The organism is Variovorax sp. DAIF25, assembly GCF_050711835.1.
GTDB lineage: Bacteria > Pseudomonadota > Gammaproteobacteria > Burkholderiales > Burkholderiaceae_C > Variovorax.
This window is the reverse complement of sequence record NZ_CP136637.1, coordinates 677,163-698,665: the sequence shown is the minus strand read 5'-3', so window position 1 is coordinate 698,665 and position 21,503 is coordinate 677,163. Positions and strand designations below refer to the sequence as shown.

Here is a 21,503-nt window from a genome sequence, read left to right as displayed (position 1 = left end):
GCCGGCGGGGTTGGTCCCCATCGATCCAAAGGGGGCGCAACGCAGGGGCGAGTAGCTCTTGGCCCTTGGTGCCAGAGCTTCACAGGCAACGTAGGTTCCGGAGGGTGTTCTGTAGCCCTTGCCAGGTTGTGCGAACAGCATCTCGGTGGCTATGCTCAGTGCGAACAGAAATGGAAGCGTGACGAGCAGCTGCACGCCGATCCATGTCCGTCGACGTGTCGCTCGCGCTTTTTCGTCTGGTGCGTACACGGAATCCGGGATTCTCAACATGTGAGGAGCTATCGGCGGGGCCTTGCTGCAGCCAGTTCGTCACAGGCGGCGAGCGCCTGATCGGTGCTTCGAATGGATTCGAAGAGTGGCCGCTCCGACGCTCGAAGCCGCGCATTCTCGGCGTCGATGTCTTCGAGCGCCCGATCCAGCAAGGCGCGGCGCTGGGCGGTCGTGGGAGCCAGTTCCTCGAGCCTGTCGATGTAGCGCGCCGACAAGCGCATCCAGCGCATCGCGGCGGCACGCGTTCCGTCTTTGGAGATGTCTTCCACGGTCCGGGAGGCCAGCGCGACACAGTAGGCGAGTTGTTGTTCCGCACCGCGGTTCTCCGTGGCGTGGGTCGACGAGACGAGCACGGCGAGCGCGAACCATAGACCTTGCTTCATATGCATCTGTCGAAGTTGTGCAGGTGGGGCGCGACGAATGGATCTACCGTCGATGGTATCGATGTTGCTCCCGCTTCAACGCGGCACCTGGGCATCGGCTTCCTTGACCGGGCATGCCGGAGCATTGACGGACTTGCCGGGCGCGATGACACCGCCTTCGTATACGCAACGATGCAGCGGGCGATCGGGCCAGCGCGCTTCGTACCACCGCACGCGGCCAGCGACGTAGTAGGCGGTGATGACCCTCTCCATGGTGGACGGCGCATTGCCATCGCCGATCCAGCCGTATTGGCAACCGGTGAACGCATTCGGAACCGGCTGGGGATCGACGATGAAATCGAAGCCGTGCGTGTGGGTGACTTCGGCGCCCGCACGCGGTGAAGCCCGGGAACAGAGTTCGGCCGCGCTCGCGACCCCCGCGCACAAGGCGGCGGTCGAAACGATCATCGGGGTGAACAGCCTGTACAGGCGCATGGGTCGATTCCTTGCATGACGGGTCACGCCGGCCTCATGCATCGGCCGGTGGGCAATTCTCGTCCAAGGCCGGGCATCAGACCCGGAACCAGATCTTGAACGTCACGTACAGCGCATACCCCAGCGCGAGAACGAGCCACACCATGTAGAAGACGTTCGACCAATACTCCCCCGCATGCGTCGCCAGCGCATACACCTGCCCCGAGCAGGCCTTGCCGAGGCACGGCACCTCGCCCCGGATCAGCGCGCGCAAGGTGGAGACGAAGAGATAGCACGCGATGGCGGCCGTCACGAGGAAGCCGACCGGTCCGACGAAGCCCTTGGTGAGTTCGTCCTTCTCGTCGCGGTTGCCTTTCTTCAGCAGGTTCTGCCCGAAGCGGTACCAGGCGAATCCCAGCAGGAGCATCAGCGAGTAATAGAGAAAGTCACGCATGGCATCGAAGGGGCGAGGGCGGTCGAAAGCACGGATTCGTCACGAAGCCGTCGCGGCCACGGCGTGGCCTTCGCCGCATTTTCCGACAGCCGGCTCCTCGGTTGTCCCGATGCCGTCCGCGCCATTCGGCCTGGCCGCGGTCCATGCGCGAGCGCCCAGGCCTTTCGGGGATGAAGTGGCTCGAGCCGGCGCTCAGCCTTCGCAACGCCTCGACGGAAGCGCGTCCATCCCCCTTGTTTCCGTCAGGCCGCCTTGGCAGGCACCGGCGTGTTGAGCAACTGCTGTTCCCAGAGGTATGCGATGCCGCTGCCTCCCGCGTGTTGCGTGATCACCTGGGTCAATGCAGCGGCGCTCTCGGTGCGCGCCCAGTCGCGCTGCCATTCCGAGGCGACCGCGAGCCAGGTGAGCATGTTCGCGCCGGCCGCGATCATTCGCTGGATCGCGACCTGGTGCGACTCGACGGAGACGCCGCCGGACGCGTCGGTGACCACGGTGACGTCCCAGCCTTCGCCGAGCGCCTGGATCGTCGGCATCGCGACGCAGACCTCGGTCCACAGGCCCGCGATGATCAGTTGCTTGCGGCCCGTGGCCTTGACCACATCGACCACGGCCTTGTCCTGCCAGGTGTTGATGAACGTACGGTCGATGACCTCCTGCCCGGGGAAGACCTCGGTGAGCTGGGGAAAGAGGAGGCCGCCGCGCTCGGCGATCACGCTCGTCAGGATGGTGGGGACGCCGAAGGCCTTGGCGGCCTTCGCGAGGCCGACGGTGTTGTTGATGACCATCTGCGGTTCGTGACTGTTCAGGTTCGCGAGCTGGTAGGGCTGGTGGTCGATCAGGACGAGGACCGAGTCTTCGGGACGAAGAAGCGAAGAGAGGCCGTTGCGAGAAGTCATGGCTGGTTCCTGTGTTGCCGCTGTCAGCGGAAGGGTTCTGGACGACGGAACCGCTCGTGGCGATGCCGTCCGCAGGGAGTATTGCGATCCCGCTCTTGGCCCGGTAGTACCATTCTTCGGCGAACTGTGTCGCGATTGGAGGAACGCCAGCTTGGACATCGAGGACCTGCGTACATTCGTCGAAGTGGCCAGTGCTGGAGGGGTGTCGCCGGCGGCGGTGCGACTGGGCATCTCCAAGTCGATGGTGAGTCGGCGACTGCTTCGGCTCGAAGCGGAACTGGGTGTTCAACTGCTCGCGCGATCCACGCGCGGCGCGGCGCTCACGGAAGCCGGCAGCACGTTCCGCGACTACGCGGCCAAGGTCTGCGTCGACATCGACACGGCCATGGAGACGATCCTGCCCGCGGGCGAGCTTCGCGGCCGCCTGAGGATCGCGGTGCCATTGAGTTTCGGCCCGACGCACTTCGCGCCCATGCTCGCCGAGATGGCGAAGCGTCATCCCCAGCTCCACATCCAGACCTGCTACAGCGACAGATTCGTCGATCTGATCGCCGAAGGCTTCGACTGCGCGATCCGGGTCGGCTATCTCGAGGACTCCAACCTCATTGCAAGAAGCGTCGGCCCGATCTACGGCAAGCTCGTGGCGAGCCCGAGCTACATCAGCACGCACGGGTCGCCCGAGACCCCGGACGAACTCGGTGCCCATGAAGCGCTGATGCAGGGCACCGAGGCCTGGCAACTGATGGACGGCGACCGGATCATCACGGTCCGACCGCAGGGACGATTCAAGGCCGACAACGGCACGGCACTGGTCGCCGCCGCGGTGGCAGGCCTCGGGATCGCCTATGTGCCGGACTGGCTCACGCACGAATACGTGGCCGCCGGTGCGCTGGTGCCGGTCATGACGCGCTATCCACCGCCCCCCGCGGGGGCTTACGTCATCCGGCCGCCTGGCCAGCATCCGGCCAGGAAGATACGCGTGCTGACCGAACTGCTGATCGAGCACTGCGAGCGGTTGTCGCATCCCGGCTGAGCGGGTGCCTCGTCGGTCTCCGGCGCGTCAGACCCGAAACCAGATCTTGAGCGTCACACACAGCGCACACCCCAGCGCGAGCACCAGCCACACCACGTAGAAGACGTTCGACCAGTACTCGCCCGCATGCATCGCCAGCGTGTACACCTACGCCGAGCAGCCCTTGCCGAGGCACGGTACTTCGCCGCGGATGAGCGCACGCAAGGTAGCGACGAGCAGGTAGCACGCAATCGCGCCCGCCACGAGAAAGCCGACTGGCCCGACGAAGCCCTTGGTGAGTTCGTCGTTCTCGTCGCGGTTGCCTCTCGCGAGCAGTTTCTGCCCGAACCGGTACCAGGTGAATCCCAGCAGGAACATCAGCGAGTAGTAGAGGACGTCGCGAATCGAACGGCAGGAGGGTAAGGGCAGACGGCGCCGATCCTAACGGTGTCCGTCTCGCGTCCACCGCTCCACCGCCGCCACGGCCCGCTTGCCCGCATTCGCCGCCTGCGGGTGCGCGTGCGCTGCGCATATCGATGCGATCTCGCGCAGCGCTTCGGACGGACGCTTCGCGATCTCCACCGCGAGCGCTTCCACCACGAAGAAGTTCTCGTGCGACGCGAGCTCGCGCAGCAGCCCGGTATCGCGCAGGTCCAGCGAGGGAATGAAGGCAACGGCCGCATCCTCGTCGTCCGCGGAGGCGAGCAGCGAGCGGATCAGCGCGCCCACGCCCGCCTGGTCGCCGGCGGGCGGCGATACCGAGGGATGGAAGTCCTCGATCTCCCCATCGTCGGCGGCGGCGCGCCGGACCGCGTCGAGAAAGTCCTCGACGTCGGCGAACACCACGCGCGAGTCGCCGTCATGGCTCAGGTACAGGACCGCGCCGGCCAGCGGCGGCGCGGTCAGCAGCAGGTGATGGTTGCTCGTCTGCGGATCGTCGAGCACCAGGCCGTCGAGCCGGCGCGGTATCGGGAGCGATCGCAGGTCCAGGCTCCAGCGGACGATGTCGGCGGCGGAAAGCAATGACGCGCCGGAGAAGTCCTGGCCGTCGATTCGCGCGAGATACGCATCGAGCGTCTGTCGCGCAGTCGCAGAGAGGGCCTCGGGCGGTTCCGGGGCGTGGGGATGAGAGGAGGAGGGATCGCTCGGCATGGACCGATGGTATCGGCGGCGACTGCCATCGCATTCGTATCGGTGACGGACCGTTCTCGCACGAGCCATCCCCTGCCAGTACATACCGAGTGGTATCTATCGAGAGGAAAGGCAATGATCGGCGCTTAATAGTCAAGGGATCGATATAGAACCTGTCCTCGAGCCCGAGGGTCAGCCTCGATTGACTGCGTGCCATACCTAATAGTATGTTTCGTCTGCTGCCGGCAGACGGGACACGACTCCACGCGCGCAGCCCTTCTTTGGCCTCTCTCTTCAAGAAAGCTCCGCCCATGGACAAGCCACGCTGGCAACACCGCCCCGAAGGATCGAACTGGGGCGATTTCGGCCCCGACGACCAGATCGGCCGCATGAACCTGCTGACACCGGCCACGCGCCTGCGCGCTTTCCGCGAGGTCGAGCACGGCACGGCGTTCTGCCTGAGCCTGCCGCTCGACTTTCCGGGCGGCAACACGCTGTTCCAGCACCGCAAGGCGCCGAAGTTCGTCTACGAGAAGCGCGGCGACAGCTTCAACTTCAACTACCGGCTGTCGAACGTGAACGACTGCTTCTGCGACGTGATCTCGGACGACGCGGTGCTGATGTTCCTGCAGTACTCGACGCAGTGGGACGGCCTCGGCCACGTGGGCCAGATGTTCGACGCCGACGGCGACGGCCGGCCCGAGAAGGTCTACTACAACGGCTTTCGCGCCGGCATCGAGATCGTCGGCCCCGACGACGCCGAACGCGGCTGGGGCGCGCGCTCCATCGGCATCGAGCGCATGGCCACGGCCGGCGTGCAGGGCCGCGGCGTGCTGGTCGACCTCGAACGCATCCACGGCCGCGAGCGCGCGCTGGTGGGCTACGACGGCCTGATGGCCGCGCTCGAGGCGCAGGGCGCGAGCGTGGAGCAGGGCGACTTCCTGTGCCTGTACACCGGCTTCGCCGACCTGATCCTCGAGATGAACAAGCAGCCCGGCGGCGAGGTGTTGGCGCGTTCGTGCGCGGTGCTCGACGGCCGCGACGAGAAGCTGCTGCAGTGGATCACCGACTCGGGCATCGTCGCGATCTGCGCCGACAACTTCGCGGTCGAGGCCTATCCGGCCCGGCCGGGCGCGAACGGCTCGTACCCGGGGCTGCCGCTGCATGCGCATTGCCTCTTCAAGCTCGGCCTGCACCTGGGCGAACTCTGGTACTTCGCCGAGCTCGCGCAATGGCTGCGCGCGCACGAGCGCTCGAGCTTCCTGCTGACCGCGCCGCCGCTGCGGCTGCCGGGCGCGGTGGGCTCGCCGGTCACGCCGGTGGCGACGGTCTGAAGCGCGCGCATCTACACGCGAACCGACAAAGAACGACGAAGAACGAAGGAGACAAGACACATGCGAATCCGACCGAAGACCCTGGCGCTGGCCGCCGCGCTGGCCCTGCCGCTGCTGCCGCTGGCCGCGGCGGCGCAGGCCGATGCCGCGGCCAACTGGCCGACCAAGCCCGTCACGCTGGTCGTGCCGTTCCCGCCCGGCGGCACCAGCGACGTGGTGGGACGCCAGCTCGCGGTGCAGCTCGGCGAGGCGATGGGCGGCACCTTCATCATCGACAACAAGGCCGGCGCGGCGACCGCGATCGGCGCCTCGTTCGTGGCGCGTGCGCCCAAGGACGGCCACACGCTGCTGCTGTCGGCCGGCAGCACCTTCACCACCACGCCGCACCTGATCGACAAGCTGCCCTACAAGCTCGAGGACTTCGCGCCGGTGGCGGCGGTCGCGACCGTGCCCTTCGCCTTCGTGGTGAAGAAGGACTTCCCCGCGAAGACGGTGGCCGAGTACGTCGCCTATGCCAAGGCCAACCCCGGCAAGATCAACAACGCCACCAACGGCCAGGGCAGCATGGTCCACCTGCTGGGCGAGCTGATCGCCACCGGCCTCGACGTGAAGATGACGCAGGTGCACTACAAGGGCGCGGCGCCGGCCACCATGGACATGATCGGCGGCATAGTCGATTCGAACGTGGAGGCGCTCACGAGCGCGCTGCCGAACGTGAACGCGGGCAAGTACCGCGCGATCGCGGTGCTCAGCGCCGACCGCCAGCCGCTGATGCCCGAGGTGCCGACCTTCAAGGAGCTCGGCTATCCCTCGATCGTGGGCGAGACCTGGTATGCGGTGTTCGCGCCGGCCGGCACGCCCAAGCCGGTGATCGACAAGCTCAATGCCGCGCTGCGCAAGGTCACGACCTCGAAGCGCTTCGCCGATGCGATGCACAAGATCGGCAACGAGGCCAAGGCGAGCACGCCGGCCGAGCTGATCGAGGTGACGCAGCAGCAGAGCCAGAAGTGGGGCGAGCTCATCACGCGCCTCAACATCAAGGCGGAGTGAATCCCCGGCGCTGCCTGCCTAGCCGGGCAGGTAGCGCAAGTCGCGCATCGCCTGCAGGTGCTCGACGATGCACTGCTCGGTGTCGATGCAGTCGCCGAAGCCGGCCTGCCGCAGCTTGACGGTGGACACCAGCGGCGGCAGCGCGAGCGGGCGCCGCGCGGCCCAGGTCGCCTCGGCGTACTGCCACGACAGGCCGATCAGCGCATCGAGATCGCGCTCGCGCAGGCCCTCGCGCTGCGCGATCCGTTGCCACAGCGCGGCCTGCGCGGGCATCTCCTCGCGCAGGCGCACGCCCGTGGCTTCGCCCAGCGGCATCTCGAAGAAGGCCGCCAGCCGCTCGAACAGGCTGGCCCAGACCACCACGTCGCCGTTGGCGATGTTGAAGGCCTCGCCGTGCGCGCGCGGCTCGTGCCAGGCCCATTCGATGGCCTTGGCGATCAGGCGCGCGTCGGTGCATTCGGTCAGCAGGTGCGGATGGGCGGGGCAGGCCAGCGGCTGGCCGCGTTCGCGCGCGAGCACCGCGTAGGCACCGATCGCGGCCACCGGGTTCATCGCGCTGCCGGTCGCCACGCCCAGCACGATCTGCGGCCGGAACACGGTCCAGCCGAAGCCCGCGCGCGCCGCGCGCTCGGCCACCAGGTCCTGCTGGTCGAAGTAGAAGTTGGCGTGGTCGCGCACCGCGTCCTGTTCGCGCGCGGGCACGCGCATCGGCCGGCCCGTGTGCACGCCATAGGCCTTGGTGCCCTGCAGCAGCGTCACGTGTCGCAGGGGCGCGCCCTCGAGCGCGTCGAGCGTGTGGCGCAGCATGCGATTGTTGAGCTCGATGTTCTCGCTCGCGCGCCAGCCCTGCAGCAGGTCGGGCTGCTCGTTGAGCGCGGCATAGACCAGGTGCGTGGCATCGCGGTGCGGCGCCAGCGCATCGCGCGTGGCCCGTGCATCGCGCAGGTCGGCCGAGACCCAGGTCGCGTCGGGCGCGAAGTCGGGCCGCCTGCGCGCCAGACCCACGGCATGCAGGCCGGGCCGGGCCGCGAAACGTTCCATCGCGGCGCGCCCGACCACGCCGAGCGCGCCCACCACCAGCACCTTGTCCATGGCCTCAGCCCTCCGTGGTCAGCACGACCTTGCCGTGCACGCGGCGCTGCACCAGGTCGTCGAGCGCATCGGCCGCGCGCTCGAGCGGATAGCGCGCCGAGACATGCGGCCGCAGCCGCCCGTCGCCGACCCATTGCATCAACTCGCGCAGGTTGGCGGCATTGAGCTCGGGCTCGTTGCGCGTGAAGGCGCCCCAGAACACGCCGAGCACAGCGCAGCCCTTGAGCAGCGGCAGGTTCAGCGGCAGGCTCGGGATACGGCCGGCCGCGAAGCCCACCACCAGGAAGCGGCCGCGCCAGGCCATGCCACGCAGCGCGGGCTCGCTGTAGTCGCCGCCGACCGGGTCGTAGACCACGTCGACGCCGCGGCCGCCGGTCAGCGCCTTGATGCGCTCGCGCAGGTCCTCGGCGGCGTAGTCGATCAGCTCGTCGGCGCCATGGTCGCGGCACACGGCGAGCTTGGCCGGGCTCGAGGCCGCCGCGATCACGCGTGCCCCCATCGCCTTGCCGAGTTCCACCGCCGCCAGGCCCACGCCGCCCGCGGCGCCGAGCACCAGCAGCGTCTCGCCGGGCTGCAGCACGGCACGGTCCTTCAGCGCATGGTGCGAGGTGCCGTAGGTCAGCGTGAAGGCCGCGGCGGTCGCGAAGTCCATGCCATCGGGCATCGGCAGCGTGCGCGCGGCCTCGGCCACCACCTCCTCGGCATAGCCGCCCCAGGTGGTGGCGGCGATCACGCGGTCGCCGGGCTTGAACTGCGTGACGCCTTCGCCCACCGACTTGACGATGCCGGCGACCTCGCCGCCGGGCGAGAACGGCAGCTCGGGCTTGAACTGGTACTGGCCCTGGATGATCAGCGTGTCGGGAAAGTTGACGCCGCAGGCCTTGACCGAGACCACCAGCCGGCCCGGGCCCGCCACGGGCGAGGGCACCTCCTCCACCACCAGCGAGGAGGGCGGCCCGAACTGCTTGCAGAGCACCGCCCTCATGGCCGTTCCCCCTGCGCGATCGCACCTTCGGCGTCCAGCTCGGCGAGCTCGGTGTCGCCGATGGCGAGCAGCTCGCGCAGCACCTCGTGCGTGTGCTGGCCCAGCAGCGGCGGCGGCCGCTTGTATTCGACCGGCGTGGCCGAGAAGTTCAGCGGATTGGCCACCACCGACAGCGAGCCCGACAGCGGATGCGCGATCTCGCGCACCATCTCGCGATGCCGGATCTGCGGATCGTCGAACACCTGGCGGAAGTCGTTGATCGGGCCGCTGGGCACGTTGGCCTCGCGCAGCAGCGGCAGCCAGTGGGCGAGCGGCTGCCGGCGCAGGATGTCGGCGATCGCGGGCACCAGCGCCTCGCGGTTCGCCACGCGTTCGGGCGTGGTCGCGAAGCGCGGGTCGGCCGGCCATTCGGGATGGCCGAGCACGCGCGCGAGCGAGACGAACTGCGAGTCGTTGCCCACGGCGATCATCATCGGCCCGTCCGCGCAGGCGAAGTCCTGGTAGGGGCAGGTCAGCTGCGAGCGGATGCCCACGCGCTGCGGCAACTGGCCGGCCACCAGGTAGCTCATCGCCATCGAGGATGTGGCGGCCACCTGCGCGTCGAGCAGCGCGAGGTCGATGTACTGGCCCACGCCGCTGACCGTGTCGCGGTGGTGCAGCGCGGCCAGGATGCCGATGGTGGCGTAGAAGCCCGCGGTGGTGTCCGACACCGGGTAGCCCGCGCGCTGCGGCCCCGCGCCGGGCTCGCCGTCGGGAATGCCGGTCAGGCTCATCACGCCGCTCATCGACTGGAAGATCAGGTCGTAGCCCGGCATCGCGCTGTAGGGGCCCGACTGGCCGAAGCCGCTGATCGAGCAATACACCAGCTTGGGATTGACGCGCGCCAGCGAGGCGTGGTCGAGCCCGTAGCGCGCGAGGTCGCCGGCCTTGAAGTTCTCCACCACCACATCGGCGCAGGCCGCGAGCCGGCGGATCAGCCGCTGGCCCGAGGGCTTGGCCATGTCGATGGCGATCGAGCGCTTGCCGCGGTTGAGCGCGAGGAAGGTCGAGCGCTCCTGCGTCTCGCCGCCCCCGCGGTCCTTGAGGCGCGCGCCCTGCTGGCGCACGTCGTCGCCGATGCCGGGGCGCTCGACCTTGATCACGTCGGCGCCGAAGTCGGCCAGCATCTGCGTGGCCCAGGGGCCCGAGAGCACGCGGCTCAGGTCGAGCACGCGGATTTTCGAAAGCAGTCCACTCATCGGGTGTGTCCTCAGGCGGTTTCGAGATGGCCGTTGTCGATGACCACGGCGCCGCGCGCGGGCACGCTGGCGCGGAAGGCGGCGCGGGTCGGTCCCTCGCGCCAGAGTTCGAGCCGCACCGTCTCGCCGGGGAACACGGGCGAGGAGAAGCGCCCGCCCATCTCGCGCAGCGCGGCGGGGTCGCCGTCGCACCAGCGCTTGACGATGCCGTGGCCCGCCACGCCGAAGGTCGCGAGGCCATGCAGGATCGGGCGCGCGAAGCCGGCCTCGCGCGCGATCGCCGGCACGGCATGCAGCGGGTTGTAGTCGCCGCACAGCCGGTAGATCAGCGCCGACTGCGGCGAGGTCGGCAGCTCGATCGCGGCATCGGGTTCGCGCGCCGGTATGGCGTGCGGCGCGGGCTGCGCGCGGCGCTCGCCGCCGAAGCCGCCGTCGCCGCGGCAGAACACCGTCTGGCGCACGGTGGCCAGCAGCTCGCCGCTGTGCATGTCGGCGATCTCTCGCTCGACGAAGATCAGCGCGCCGCGGCCCTCGCCCTTGTCGATCAGGTCGACGATGCGGCTGGTGCCGCGCACCGAGGCCTTGGCGGGCAGCGGCCGGTGGATGCGCGTCGAATGCTCGCCGTGCACCGTGCGCACCCAGTCCAGGCCCAGCGGCAGGTCGCGCATCCAGAAGCCGGGGTAGCCCATCACGTTGGCCATGGTGGGCTGCACCTTCAGCCGGGTCTCGTCGACGAAGGCCAGGTCGGCCTCGTCCATCGGGTCCAGGCCCACGCCGATGCCCAGCGCGTAGACGATGCATTGCTGCCAGTCGTAGTGCTGCTCGATCCGCGGGATCTGGGCGGCCAGCAGCCGTTCGGGGTCGATGGTCATGCGGTCCTCACAAGGTGGCGGCCGTGCCGAGGATGGCGGTGGCCTGGCTCGACAGCACGCCGCCGTTGGCATGCGCGAGCGAAATCTCGACGCCCTCGACCTGCCGCGCGCCGGCGCTGCCGCGCAGTTGCTCGACCGACTCGATCACGGTGAACAGGCCGTACATGCCCGGGTGGTTGCACGACAGGCCGCCGCCGTTGGTGTTGACCGGCAGCCGCCCGCCCGGCGAGATGGCGCCCGAGGACACCATCGCGCCGGCCTCGCCCTTGGCGCAGAAGCCCAGGTCCTCGAGGAACAGCAGCGTGTTGATGGTGAAGGCGTCGTAGACCATCAGGTGGTCGATGTCCTTCGGGCCCACGCCGGCCATCGCATAGGCACGCTGGCCCGACTCGACCGCGCAGGTGGTCGTGAGGTCGGGCATGGCCGAGATCTGGCGGTGGCTCACGGCCACGCCGGTGCCCAGCACGTAGGCCGCGGGACGCGGCATGTCGCGCGCGCGCTCGGCGCGCGTCAGCACCAGCGCCGCGCCGCCGTCGGTCACCAGGCAGCTGTCGGCCTTGGTCAGCGGGTCGCTGATCATGCGCGAGGCCAGCACCTCGGCGCGGCTCAGCGGATCGCGCGCGAAGGCATCGGGATTGAGCCGCGCCCAGTCGCGCGCGGCCACCGCCACGTCGGCCAGCTGTTCGCGCGTGGTGCCGTACTGGTGCATGTGGCGCGCCGCGGCCAGCGCGTAGCTCGACAGCGGATAGCGCGGACGGAACGGCGATTCGTAGGGCTGCGGATCGGGCATCGAGGCCAGCTTGCCGCCGGCCGTGAGCTGGTTGGAGCCGTAGCAGATCAGCGCGACTTCGCACAGGCCGAGCTCGAGCGCCATCAGCGCCGACTGCAGGTGGAACAGGAAGGAGGCGCCGCCGACCATGGTGCCGTCGGCATGCCGGGGCTTGATGCCCAGGCGCTCCGCGACGTTGAGCACCGGCAGGCCCGAGGTCGACATGGCGCAGAACAGGCCGTCGACCTGCGACATGCGCAGGCCGCAGTCCTCGAGCGCGAGCACGGCCGCTTCCTGCAACTGGTCGAAGGGCGTGCGGCCGGGCGCGTTCCAGCGCCGCGTGTTGCCGATGCCGACGATGGCGCCGCGGCCGCGCAGGGAATGCGTCGCGCGGCTCATGGCGCGTCTCCCTCGGCCGGCGCGAAGACCACGAAGGGCTCCTCGCCAGCCACGATGCGCGCCCGCACGCGCTGGCCGATGCGCACCGCCTCGGGCGAGACGTCCTCCACGCGGCTCATCATGCGCGCGCCGCCCTCGAGGTCGACCAGCGCCACGTTGTAGTCGCCCGCGCGGTCGCGCACGGTGGTCAGCGAATACACGCTGCCCAGTCCCGGCGAGGCACGCCATTGCAGCCGCGGGCTGCCGCAGGCGCGGCACACCAGCGCGGGCGGAAAGCGCACCGCGGCGCAGTCCTCGCAGTGCTGCAGCATCAGCCGGCCTTCCTGCAGCGCCTGCAGGTACTGCGCATCGGGGCCGGGGCCGTCGAATCGGGTGTCGGTGGCCATGGCGTCACTTGCCCTGCCACACGGGCTTGCGCTTCTCGGCGAAGGCGGCCGAGCCCTCGCGCGCATCGGCCGAGCTGAACACGTGCTCGGTCAGCGCGGCCTGGCGTTCCCACACCTCGGCGGCGGGCCAGTCCTGCGATTCGACCACCACGCGCTTGCTCGCGGCCACCGACAGCGGGCCGTTGGCCGCGATGGTCTGCGCCAGCCGGCGCGCCTCGGCCAGTGCCTCGCCGGGCGCGGCGAGCCGGTTGACCAGGCCGTAGTGGTAGGCGCGCGCGGCCGGGAACATGTCGCCCGTGAGCGCGAGCTCGAGCGCGATGCGGTAGGGCAGCTGGCGCGGCAGCCGCACCAGGCCGCCGGCGGTCGCGGCCAGGCCGCGCTTGACCTCGGGCACGCCGAACTGGGCGTTGTCGGCCGCCACCACCATGTCGCAGGCCAGTACCAGCTCGAAGCCGCCGGCCAGCGCATAGCCCTCGACCGCGGCGATCAGCGGCTTCACGGGCGGCTTCGCTGTCAGGCCGCCGAAGCCGCGGCCCTCGATGCTGGGGCGCTCGCCGCGCAGGAAGCCCTTGAGGTCCATGCCGGCGCAGAAGGTGCCGCCGGCACCGGTGAGGATGCCGATGCGCAGGTCGTCGCGCCGGTCGAGCTCGTCGAGCGCGGCCGCGATGCCGCGCGCCACCGCGAGCGTGGCCGCGTTGCGCGCCTGCGGGCGGTTGATGGTGATGGTCAGGATGCCGTCGCTGCTGTCGACGAGGACTTCTTCGGTCATGGGTGCTTCCTCTGGGAGAGAAGGGAGAGGGGTGAACGGGGGGGGGCGGGCGATTCAGCGCGGCGCCATGCGCAGCGCGCCGTCGAGCCGGATGGTTTCGCCGTTGAGCATCGGGTTGCTCACGATGTGCAGCGCGAGCTGCGCGTATTCGTCGGGCGTGCCCAGCCGCGAGGGATGCGGCACCGAGGCGCCGAGCGAGAGGCGCGCCGCCTCCGAGACGCGCGCGAGCATCGGCGTGTCGAAGATGCCGGGCGCGATGGTGCACACGCGGATCGCCTTGCTCGCGAGGTCGCGCGCCGCCACGATGGTCAGGCCCACCACGCCGGCCTTCGACGAGGCATAGCCGATCTGCCCGATCTGGCCCTCGTAGGCCGCCACCGAGGCGGTCAGCACGCAGACCCCGCGCTCGCCCTCGGCCGTGTGCTCGTTGCGCGCCATGCGCGTGGCCGCCAGCCGCAGCGTGTTGAAGGTGCCGACCAGGTTGATGCGCACGATGTTCTCGTAGGTCTCGAGCGACCCCGGGCTGCCGTCCTTGTCGACCAGCCGCACCGGGCCGCCGCGGCCCGCGCAGTGCACCAGCACGCGCAGCGGGCCGAAGGACTCGGCCACGTCGCAGGCCGCGTTCATGTCGACCTCGCTGGTGACGTCGGCGGGCGCGAAGCGGACCCGCTCGCCGAGGCTCTTCGCGATGGCCTCGCCCTGCGAGGAGGGCAGGTCGGCGATCACCACGCTGGCGCCTGCCGCGTGCAGCCGATGGACCGTGGCCAGGCCCAGGCCCGATGCGCCGCCGGTGACGAGCGCGCTGATTCCTTCTGTGTTCATGAGTGCTTGCCTTGTGCAGTTGGGAAGATGCGTCGGTTCATGATACATACCGATGGGTATCGTTGCAACGAGACCGCGATGGATTCGCATCCCATGCCACCTGTCCTATAGGGTATTCGCCTAGGGTTCTTTCATCGCGATGGCGTTGACCCGATTAAATACTCAATGGTATGTTCGCTCCGCGGCACGACGCGTGCCGCCTGGCCCGAGGTCGCGCACCGCGCAAGGAGACGAGATGGATCCGACACGACGCATGTTTTCGATGGCCGCGATCGCCGCGGCGGCACTGGCTTCGGGAGCGGGCGCGATGGCGCAGTCGCCCGCGCCGATCAAGGTCGGCGTGATCCTTCCGCTGTCGGGCGGCGCGGGGCCGCAGGGCCAGCACGTGACCGAGGCGATCCAGGCCATGGCCGCGCTCATCAACGAGGCCGGCGGCGTGCTCGGCCGGCCCATCGAGATCCTGGTGCGCGACGACGAATCGACGCCGGCGGTCGGCGTGTCGCGCGCCAACGAACTGATCGGGCAGGGCGTGGCCGTGATCATCGAAGGCTGGAACAGCCCGGTGGCACTGGCGATGCAGCCGGTGATCGCGCGCGCCGGCGTGCTCGACATCACGACCTTCGCGAGCGCCGATGCCGTGCTCTCTGGCGAGGGCAACCCGCTCGCGATCCGCCTCAATGCCTCCAACTCGCAGGGCGGCGCCGCGGTCGCGCAGGCCATCGCCACCGGCTTCAAGGGCCGGCGCATCGCCTTCCTGACCGAGAACGACGCCTACGGCATCGGCACGCAACAGGCGATCGAGGCCGGGCTCAAGGCGTTGAACCACGACTACCAGAAGGTGGCCGAGGAGAAGTTCCCGTTCACGCAGTCGGACTTCCGCATCGCCCTGACCAGCATCCGCGCCGCCAACCCCGACGTGACCGTCGCGATCAATGCCAACGAGGGCCTGGGCATGCCCGCGATCCTGCGCCAGTTCAAGCAGGGCCGCGTGCCGGGCCAACTGCTCGCGGCGCTGGGCACGGTGGCGCCGAGCGTGATCTCGGTGGCGGGCGAGGCCGCCAACGGCGTGGCCGGCGTGGACATCTACTTTCCCGACGTCGAGCCCTTCGCCTCCGATCCCGTCAACAAGCGCTTCGTCGCGCGCTCGCAGGCGATGTTCAAGCGCACGCCCGACAAGTTCATGGCGGTGGGCGCGGCCGCGCTGCAGTTCTGGGCCATGGCGGCGAACGAACTCAAGACGCTGGAGCGCGAGCCGCTGGCGCGCCGCATCCGCGGCGGCAGCTTCAAGGGCACGGTGTTCGGCGACGTGAGCTTCGCGCCCAACGGGCAGCTGCAGCTGCCCACCCATGCCTTCACGGTCAGCAACGGCGCGATCGTCGTGCAGAAGCCGGCCGGCCGATAGACGACGAAGAGCCTTTCCCTTCCATAACGAGCTGGAGACACACCATGAAGCTGATTCGGAACCTGATGACGGCGGCGGGCCTGGGCCTCGCGCTGTTCGGCCTCGCGCCGGCCCAGGCGCAGACGCCGCCGACCGTCAAGGTCGGCACCATCTTCCCGCTGTCGGGCGGCGCGGGCCCGCAGGGGCAGCACGTGACGCAGGCGATCCAGGCGATGGCGGCGGTCATCAACGAGAGCGGCGGCGTGCTGGGCCGGCGCATCGAGATCGTCTCGCGCGACGACGAGTCGACGCCGGCCGTGGGCGTCTCGCGCGCCACCGAGCTCGTGAGCTCGGGCGTCGCGGTGATCATCGAGGGCTGGAACAGCCCGGTCACGCTCGCGATGCAGCCGGTGATCGCGCGCGCCGGCGTGCTCGACATCACGGCGGTCTCGAAGGCCGACCCGATCCTCTCGGGCGAAGGCAATCCGCTGGCGGTGCGGCTCAACAGCTCGAACTCGCAGGACGGCGCGGTGATCGCGAACTACATCGCGAAGGTGGTGAAGGCCAAGCGCGTCGCCTTCCTGACCGAGAACGACGCCTACGGCAACGGCGCGCAGGAATCGATCGAGGGCGAGCTCAAGAAGCTCGGCTACGCCTACGAGAAGGTGGCGGAGGAGAAATTCCCGTTCGCGCAGGCCGACTTCCGCGTGGCGCTGACCAACGTGCGCGCCGCCAACCCCGACATCACGGTGGCGATCAACGCCAACGAGGGCCTGGGCATGCCTGCGATCATCCGCCAGGCCAAGCAGTCGCGGCTGCCGGGCGCGCTGGTGGCCGCGGTGGGCACGGTCGCGCCCAGCGTGATCGACGTGGCCGGCGATGCCGCGCACGGGCTGGTCAGCGCCGACATCTACTTCCCGGCGGTGGAGCCCTTCGTCTCGAACCCCGCCAACCAGCGCTTCGTGGCGAAGACGCAGGAGCTCTTCAAGTACACGCCCGACAAGTTCATGGCGCTGGGCGCCACCTCGCTGCAGGTGTGGGCGATGGCCGCCAACGAGCTCAAGACGCTGGACCGCGAGGCGATCGCCAAGCGCATCCGCGGCGGCAGCTTCAAGGGCACGGTGATGGGCGACCTGACTTTCGAGCCCAACGGCCAGCTGCTGTCGCACCACTACCTGTTCAAGGTGGACGGCCGCAAGATCGTGGTGCAGCAGTGAGCCGGGCATGCACAGCGATGCGATGAACCCGGCCACCGGCAACGCCACCGCCCCGCCTGCGCTGCGCGTGGAGGGCCTGGGCGTGCGCTACGGCGCGCTGGTCGCGCTCGACGGCGTGGGCTGGGAGGTGGCGCCCGGCGAGCTGCTGGGCATCATCGGCCCGAACGGCGCCGGCAAGAGCTCGTGCTACGACGCCGTGACCGCGATGGTGCGGCGCGGCGGCCGCGTGAGCCTGCACGGGCGCGACGTGACGGCGGTGCCGCCCTATGGCCTCGCGGGCCTGGGCCTGAAGCGCGCGTTCCAGCAGAACGCCTTCTTCGACGACCTCAGCGTGCTCGGCAACTTCGTCGCCGTGCTCGGCGCGCAGGCGCACGCGGGGCTGTGGTCGAGCGTGCTCAATCCGGTCGGTGCCGCGCGCCGGCGCGGCGAGGCCGAGGACTTCGCGGCGCGCCAGCTGGTGCGCTTCGGCATCCCGGCGCTCTATCACGCGATGAGCCCGAAGGAGATCCCCTACGGCGTGCAGCGCATGCTGTCGATCGCGCTGGCCTACGGCGCGGGCGCCAGCGTGCTGCTGCTCGACGAGCCGGCCGCGGGCCTGGGCGGCGAGGACATGGCGGCGCTGGTCGCACTGCTGTCCGCGCTCAAGCGCGAGGGCGTGGCGCTGGTGGTGATCGAGCACCACATGGAACTGATCATGGCCGTGGCCGACCGCATCTGCGTGCTCGACCTGGGCCGCCAACTCGCCTACGGCACGCCGGCCGAGATCCAGCGGGATCCGCGCGTGCGCGAGGCCTACCTGGGGAAGGCGCAATGAGCCGCACGGATCAGGACACGGTGCTCGAGGTGCGCGGCCTCGCGGTCTCCTACGCGGGCAACCGCGCGGTGGCGCTCGATGCGCTGCGCGTGGGCCGCGGCGAGATCCTCGGCGTGATCGGCGCCAACGGGGCCGGCAAGTCGACGCTGGTGAACGCGCTCGCGGGCTGGTCGCGCGGCGATCCGCGCGTGGCCGGCGAGGTGGTGCTGAACGGCGAGCGCATCGATGCCTGGCCCACGCACGACCGCGTGCGCGCCGGGCTGCTGCTGGTGCCCGAGGGGCGGCTGGTGTTCTCGCGCATGAGCGTGGAGGAGAACCTCTCGACCGCCTTCGCGCCGCTGGCCGCGCCCGGGCGCAAGGTCTACACGCGCGAGGAGATCTACGGCCTGTTCCCGCGCCTGCACGAGCGCCGCGGCCACCTGGGCGCGCAGCTCTCGGGCGGCGAGCGCCAGATGCTGGGCATCGGGCGCGCGCTGATGATGGGCCCGCGCCTGCTGCTGCTCGACGAACCCTCGATCGGCCTGGCGCCGATGCTGGTCTCGCAGGTGCTGCAGACCATGCGAACGCTGGCCCGCTCGGGCCTTTCCATCCTGCTGGTCGAACAGAACGTGCGCGCCGCCATGGAGGTGGTCGACCGCCTCGTGCTGCTGGAGCGCGGCCGCGTGGTCCTCGAGGGACCGGCGGCCGAGTTCGGCAACGACCCGCGCATCGCGCAAGCCTACCTCGGAGCCCACGCGGCATGAACCTGTTGCAACAACTCATCAACGGCATCGTGCTCGGCCATGCCTACGCGCTGGTCGCGATCGGCTGGACCGTGCTGCTGGGCGTGGCGCGCCTGGTGAACTTCGGCCACGGCCAGATGTACATGCTCGGCGCCTTCGTCAGCTGGTGGGCCGTGACGCGCGCCGGCGTGCCCTACGCGCTGGCGCTGCCGATCGCCATGGCGGTGGGCGCGGCCTTCGGCGTGGCGATGCAGCGCGTGATGCTGCGCGCCACCTTCGAGCAGAACCTGGTCTCGATCATGATCATGACGCTGGGCTTCGGCTACGTGCTGCAGGGCGCGGCGGCGCTGATCTTCGGCTCCACCGGCCAGATCCTCGAGACCGCGCTGTCGCAGCGCGAGATCGACATCGGCGATCTCTGGCTGACCTGGCAGGACGCGGCCATCGTGCTGGCGGCGATCGCGGTCTTCATCGGCCTGAAGTGGACGCTCGACGGCACCCGCACCGGGCGGCTGGTGCGCATGGTGGCGGAAGACCCGAAGCTGGCGCAGCTCGCCGGCGTCAACGTGCGGCGCGTCTACTACGGCGTGTTCGCGTTCGAGGGCGCGGCGGTCGCGTTCGCGGCCGGCATGGTCGCGCCGCGCACGCCGATCCTCACCTCGATGGGCTTCGAGGAGGTCATCATGACCTTCGTGGTGGTGGTGCTCGGCGGCATCGGCAGCGTGGCGGGCAGCTACGTGGCGGGCGTGGCGCTGGGCATCTTCACGGCGCTGTTCGGCGCGCTGGTCTCGCCGGCCTACACCACGGCCGCGGCCTTCCTGGTGCTGATCGCGGTGCTGGTATTGCGGCCCGGCGGCCTGGGCGCCGGCGCGCGCGGGGGAGTGCACTGATGACCCGCCTGCGTCCGCAGCGCGCCGCGCTGCCCATCGTCGCCGTGCTCGTGCTGTTCGCGCCGGGCTGGCTCGGCGGCGGCGCCTCGGTCTACAGCGCGGCCGTGCTGATCGCGATCCTGGCCGTGCTGTCCTACGGCCTCGACGTGATCGTCTCCGACCTCGGCGAGGTCAGCCTCGGCCACACCGTGTTCTTCGCGGTCGGGGCCTACACCACGGCACTGCTGTCCACGCGCGCCGGTGCCGGCTCCTGGGCCACGCTCGGGGCCTCGATCGCGCTGGCGCTGGTGTTCGCCGCGGCCATCGGGCTGGTGACGCTGCGGCTGCGCGAGTTCGTGTTCTCGCTCGTCACCTACGCGATGGCGGTGGTGGCGATGACGCTGGCGGCCAACTGGGCCTTCCTCGGCGGCTCCGACGGCGTGCGCGGGCTGCCGATGCTCGACCTCTCGATCGGGCCGCTGACGCTGACCGCGCGCAACGACAAGGAGCTCTGGCCCTATGCCTTCGCGCTGCTGGTGGCGGTGATCTACCTGGTCGACCGCTTCCGCCACTCGCAACTCGGCGCGGCGGCCATCATGACCCACCTGAACCCGCGGCTCGCGACCATCGGCGGCATCGATCCGGCGCGCGTGCGGCTGCAGGTGTTCCTGTTCTCGGCGCCGATCAGCGCGCTGGCCGGCTGGCTCTACGCCTACCAGCGTGCCTACGTCAGTGCCGACATCCTGGAGAACTACTTCCTGATCCTGATGCTGACGGCCGTGGTGCTGGTCGGGCGCCGGCAGCTGCTGGGCCCGCTGCTGGCGACGGCGCTGGTGCTGGTGCAGGAGAAGTTCTTCTCGCTCGGCGGCTACGTCGACAAGATCGTGCTGGGCAGCGTGCTGGTGCTGATCCTGGCTTTCTTTCCGCAGGGGCTGATGGGCCTGGCGCGTCCGCTGGGCCGCCTGTTCCGCGCGCGCGCCGCCCCGGCCACACCTTCTTTGACCACCCTGGAGACTCCCAAGTGACCGTGATCTGGACCCCATCGCTCGACGACGCCGCCACCCGCTGGCAACAACTGGCCGACCGCCTCGGGCGCGAACGCTTCGCGCCGCTGGCGCCCGAGCTCGACCGCGACCAGCGCTATCCGTGGGAGACCATCGAAGCGCTGGTGGCGCACCGCTTCACCGGCCTGTTCCTGCCCACGCAGTGGGGCGGCGAGGGCCAGAGCCTGACCGCCACCGTGGCCGCGGTCGAGACGCTGGGCATGCACTGCGCGTCGACCGCCGCGATCATGTGCGCCTACCAGCTCGGCGCCTTCCCGATCCTGCTGGCCGGCACCGACGCGCAGAAGGACTTCTACCTGCGCGAGATGACGCAGGGCCGCGCCACCAGCTTCGCGCTGTCCGAGCGCGTGGCGGGCTCGGATGCCGCGGCCATCGAGGCCACGGCGGTGCGCGAGGGCGAGGGCTGGCGCCTGCGCGGCGAGAAGTACTGGATCGGCAACGGCGGCGCCTCGCGCTACTACGTGGTGTTCGCCAAGACCGACCCGGCCGCGGGCGGGCGCGGCATCTCGGCCTTCATGGTCGACAAGGAGAAGCCTGGCGCGGTCGTCGACGAGCTGTCCGACAAGATGGGCATCCGCGGCACCCAGACCTCGAACCTGCGCGTCGACGTGGTGGTGCCCGACAGCGCGCGCATCGGCGAGCTCAACCGCGCGCTGCGGCTGGCGCTGCAGACGCTCAACGTGGGCCGCATCATGGTGTCGGCGCAGTCGATGGGGCTGGCGCTCGCAGCCTTCCGCGAGGCCTCGCAGCGCGCGGTCGAGCGCCGCACCTTCGGCCAGCCGATCGGCGAGAACCAGGGCATCGGCTTCAAGCTGGCCGACATGGCGACCGAGATCTCGGCCGCCCGCATGATGCTGTACGAGGCCGCGCGCGCCTACGACGCCGGCGCCGACGTCTCGAACCTCGGCGCCATGGCCAAGCTCTTCACTTCCGAGGTGGCCCACCGGGCGGCGGACAATGCGGTCCAGATCTGGGGCGGCATGGGCTACTGCAAGCCGACGGTCGCGGAACGGCTGTACCGCGACCAGCGCATCCTCGAGATCTACGAGGGATCGTCCGAAATCCAGCGGCTGGTGTTGTCACGCGCCGTGCGCAAGGAGGCGGAAGATCGGGTGAAGTGA

The 21,503-nt window shown here is 69.9% G+C and carries 24 protein-coding genes; 10 read left to right on the top strand and 14 right to left on the bottom strand.

What is annotated here, in order from left to right; translation table 11 throughout:
• Positions 1–278 precede the first annotated feature (278 nt).
• From R0232_RS37320 to R0232_RS37305, 4 genes are all read right to left on the bottom strand, one after another.
• Complete coding sequence (locus tag R0232_RS37320; protein WP_208508032.1) at positions 279–659, bottom strand: hypothetical protein; 381 nt, start codon at positions 657–659, stop codon at positions 279–281.
• A gap of 69 nt (positions 660–728) precedes the next feature.
• Positions 729–1,127, bottom strand: coding sequence for a hypothetical protein (locus R0232_RS37315; RefSeq protein WP_431514246.1), 399 nt, complete (start codon positions 1,125–1,127; stop codon positions 729–731).
• A gap of 76 nt (positions 1,128–1,203) precedes the next feature.
• The gene (locus tag R0232_RS37310; protein ID WP_431514245.1) at positions 1,204–1,560 is read right to left on the bottom strand and encodes a hypothetical protein; all 357 of its coding nucleotides are present in this window, start codon (positions 1,558–1,560) and stop codon (positions 1,204–1,206) included.
• A 242-nt stretch (positions 1,561–1,802) separates the two neighbouring features.
• Positions 1,803–2,456: a hydrolase gene (locus R0232_RS37305; RefSeq protein ID WP_208508035.1), complete on the bottom strand. Its 654-nt coding sequence runs from the start codon at positions 2,454–2,456 to the stop codon at positions 1,803–1,805.
• A 151-nt stretch (positions 2,457–2,607) separates the two neighbouring features.
• Between R0232_RS37305 and R0232_RS37300 the strand changes: the two genes are divergently transcribed.
• The gene (locus R0232_RS37300) at positions 2,608–3,489 is read left to right on the top strand and encodes a LysR family transcriptional regulator (RefSeq protein WP_431514244.1); all 882 of its coding nucleotides are present in this window, start codon (positions 2,608–2,610) and stop codon (positions 3,487–3,489) included.
• A 147-nt stretch (positions 3,490–3,636) separates the two neighbouring features.
• Here the strand turns inward: R0232_RS37300 and R0232_RS37295 are convergent, their stop codons facing one another.
• Both R0232_RS37295 and R0232_RS37290 read right to left on the bottom strand, forming a co-directional pair.
• The gene (locus R0232_RS37295; protein WP_431514243.1) at positions 3,637–3,846 is read right to left on the bottom strand and encodes a hypothetical protein; all 210 of its coding nucleotides are present in this window, start codon (positions 3,844–3,846) and stop codon (positions 3,637–3,639) included.
• A 63-nt stretch (positions 3,847–3,909) separates the two neighbouring features.
• A complete protein-coding gene (locus tag R0232_RS37290) occupies positions 3,910–4,620 on the bottom strand; it encodes a hypothetical protein (RefSeq protein WP_431514242.1) in 711 nt (236 codons plus the stop codon).
• Positions 4,621–4,910: 290 nt separating this feature from the next.
• On the opposite strand from R0232_RS37290, the gene R0232_RS37285 reads away from it, so the two are divergent.
• Complete coding sequence (locus R0232_RS37285) at positions 4,911–5,933, top strand: cyclase family protein (RefSeq protein WP_431514241.1); 1,023 nt, start codon at positions 4,911–4,913, stop codon at positions 5,931–5,933.
• 60 nt (positions 5,934–5,993) lie between these two features.
• Entirely contained in the window at positions 5,994–6,983 is a 990-nt protein-coding gene (locus R0232_RS37280) for a Bug family tripartite tricarboxylate transporter substrate binding protein (protein ID WP_431514240.1), read from the top strand.
• Positions 6,984–7,001: 18 nt separating this feature from the next.
• Here the strand turns inward: R0232_RS37280 and R0232_RS37275 are convergent, their stop codons facing one another.
• Genes R0232_RS37275 through R0232_RS37240 form a run of 8 tightly spaced genes read right to left on the bottom strand, consistent with a single transcriptional unit; the run spans position 7,002 to position 14,315 of the window.
• Positions 7,002–8,075 (bottom strand): NAD-dependent epimerase/dehydratase family protein, encoded by a 1,074-nt coding sequence (locus R0232_RS37275; protein ID WP_431514239.1) that lies wholly within the window; start codon positions 8,073–8,075, stop codon positions 7,002–7,004.
• Between the two features lie 4 nt (positions 8,076–8,079).
• Positions 8,080–9,060: an NADPH:quinone oxidoreductase family protein gene (locus R0232_RS37270; RefSeq protein WP_431514238.1), complete on the bottom strand. Its 981-nt coding sequence runs from the start codon at positions 9,058–9,060 to the stop codon at positions 8,080–8,082.
• Positions 9,057–10,298, bottom strand: coding sequence for a CaiB/BaiF CoA transferase family protein (locus tag R0232_RS37265; protein ID WP_431514237.1), 1,242 nt, complete (start codon positions 10,296–10,298; stop codon positions 9,057–9,059). Before R0232_RS37265 ends, R0232_RS37270 begins: the two co-directional genes overlap by 4 nt.
• Positions 10,299–10,309: 11 nt before the next feature.
• Entirely contained in the window at positions 10,310–11,170 is an 861-nt protein-coding gene (locus R0232_RS37260) for a MaoC/PaaZ C-terminal domain-containing protein (protein WP_431514236.1), read from the bottom strand.
• 7 nt (positions 11,171–11,177) lie between these two features.
• A complete protein-coding gene (locus tag R0232_RS37255; RefSeq protein WP_431514235.1) occupies positions 11,178–12,338 on the bottom strand; it encodes a thiolase in 1,161 nt (386 codons plus the stop codon).
• Positions 12,335–12,724 (bottom strand): Zn-ribbon domain-containing OB-fold protein, encoded by a 390-nt coding sequence (locus tag R0232_RS37250; protein ID WP_431514234.1) that lies wholly within the window; start codon positions 12,722–12,724, stop codon positions 12,335–12,337. The genes R0232_RS37255 and R0232_RS37250 overlap by 4 nt, the downstream gene beginning before the upstream one ends.
• A 4-nt stretch (positions 12,725–12,728) precedes the next feature.
• Positions 12,729–13,493 (bottom strand): crotonase/enoyl-CoA hydratase family protein, encoded by a 765-nt coding sequence (locus tag R0232_RS37245; RefSeq protein ID WP_431514233.1) that lies wholly within the window; start codon positions 13,491–13,493, stop codon positions 12,729–12,731.
• A gap of 54 nt (positions 13,494–13,547) precedes the next feature.
• Positions 13,548–14,315: an SDR family NAD(P)-dependent oxidoreductase gene (locus R0232_RS37240; RefSeq protein WP_203207048.1), complete on the bottom strand. Its 768-nt coding sequence runs from the start codon at positions 14,313–14,315 to the stop codon at positions 13,548–13,550.
• A gap of 235 nt (positions 14,316–14,550) precedes the next feature.
• On the opposite strand from R0232_RS37240, the gene R0232_RS37235 reads away from it, so the two are divergent.
• From R0232_RS37235 to R0232_RS37205, 7 genes are read left to right on the top strand one after another with little or no spacing between them, the layout of a single operon-like run.
• The gene (locus tag R0232_RS37235) at positions 14,551–15,717 is read left to right on the top strand and encodes an ABC transporter substrate-binding protein (RefSeq protein WP_296784877.1); all 1,167 of its coding nucleotides are present in this window, start codon (positions 14,551–14,553) and stop codon (positions 15,715–15,717) included.
• A gap of 44 nt (positions 15,718–15,761) precedes the next feature.
• Positions 15,762–16,913: an ABC transporter substrate-binding protein gene (locus R0232_RS37230; protein WP_209539688.1), complete on the top strand. Its 1,152-nt coding sequence runs from the start codon at positions 15,762–15,764 to the stop codon at positions 16,911–16,913.
• A gap of 7 nt (positions 16,914–16,920) precedes the next feature.
• A complete protein-coding gene (locus tag R0232_RS37225; RefSeq protein ID WP_256222912.1) occupies positions 16,921–17,727 on the top strand; it encodes an ABC transporter ATP-binding protein in 807 nt (268 codons plus the stop codon).
• A complete protein-coding gene (locus R0232_RS37220; protein ID WP_208508049.1) occupies positions 17,724–18,470 on the top strand; it encodes an ABC transporter ATP-binding protein in 747 nt (248 codons plus the stop codon). The genes R0232_RS37225 and R0232_RS37220 overlap by 4 nt, the downstream gene beginning before the upstream one ends.
• The gene (locus R0232_RS37215; protein WP_093352387.1) at positions 18,467–19,339 is read left to right on the top strand and encodes a branched-chain amino acid ABC transporter permease; all 873 of its coding nucleotides are present in this window, start codon (positions 18,467–18,469) and stop codon (positions 19,337–19,339) included. Before R0232_RS37220 ends, R0232_RS37215 begins: the two co-directional genes overlap by 4 nt.
• Positions 19,339–20,343 (top strand): branched-chain amino acid ABC transporter permease, encoded by a 1,005-nt coding sequence (locus R0232_RS37210; RefSeq protein ID WP_431514232.1) that lies wholly within the window; start codon positions 19,339–19,341, stop codon positions 20,341–20,343. Before R0232_RS37215 ends, R0232_RS37210 begins: the two co-directional genes overlap by 1 nt.
• On the top strand, positions 20,340–21,503 hold the full coding sequence (locus R0232_RS37205; protein ID WP_209539686.1) for an acyl-CoA dehydrogenase family protein: 1,164 nt from the start codon (positions 20,340–20,342) through the stop codon (positions 21,501–21,503). The genes R0232_RS37210 and R0232_RS37205 overlap by 4 nt, the downstream gene beginning before the upstream one ends.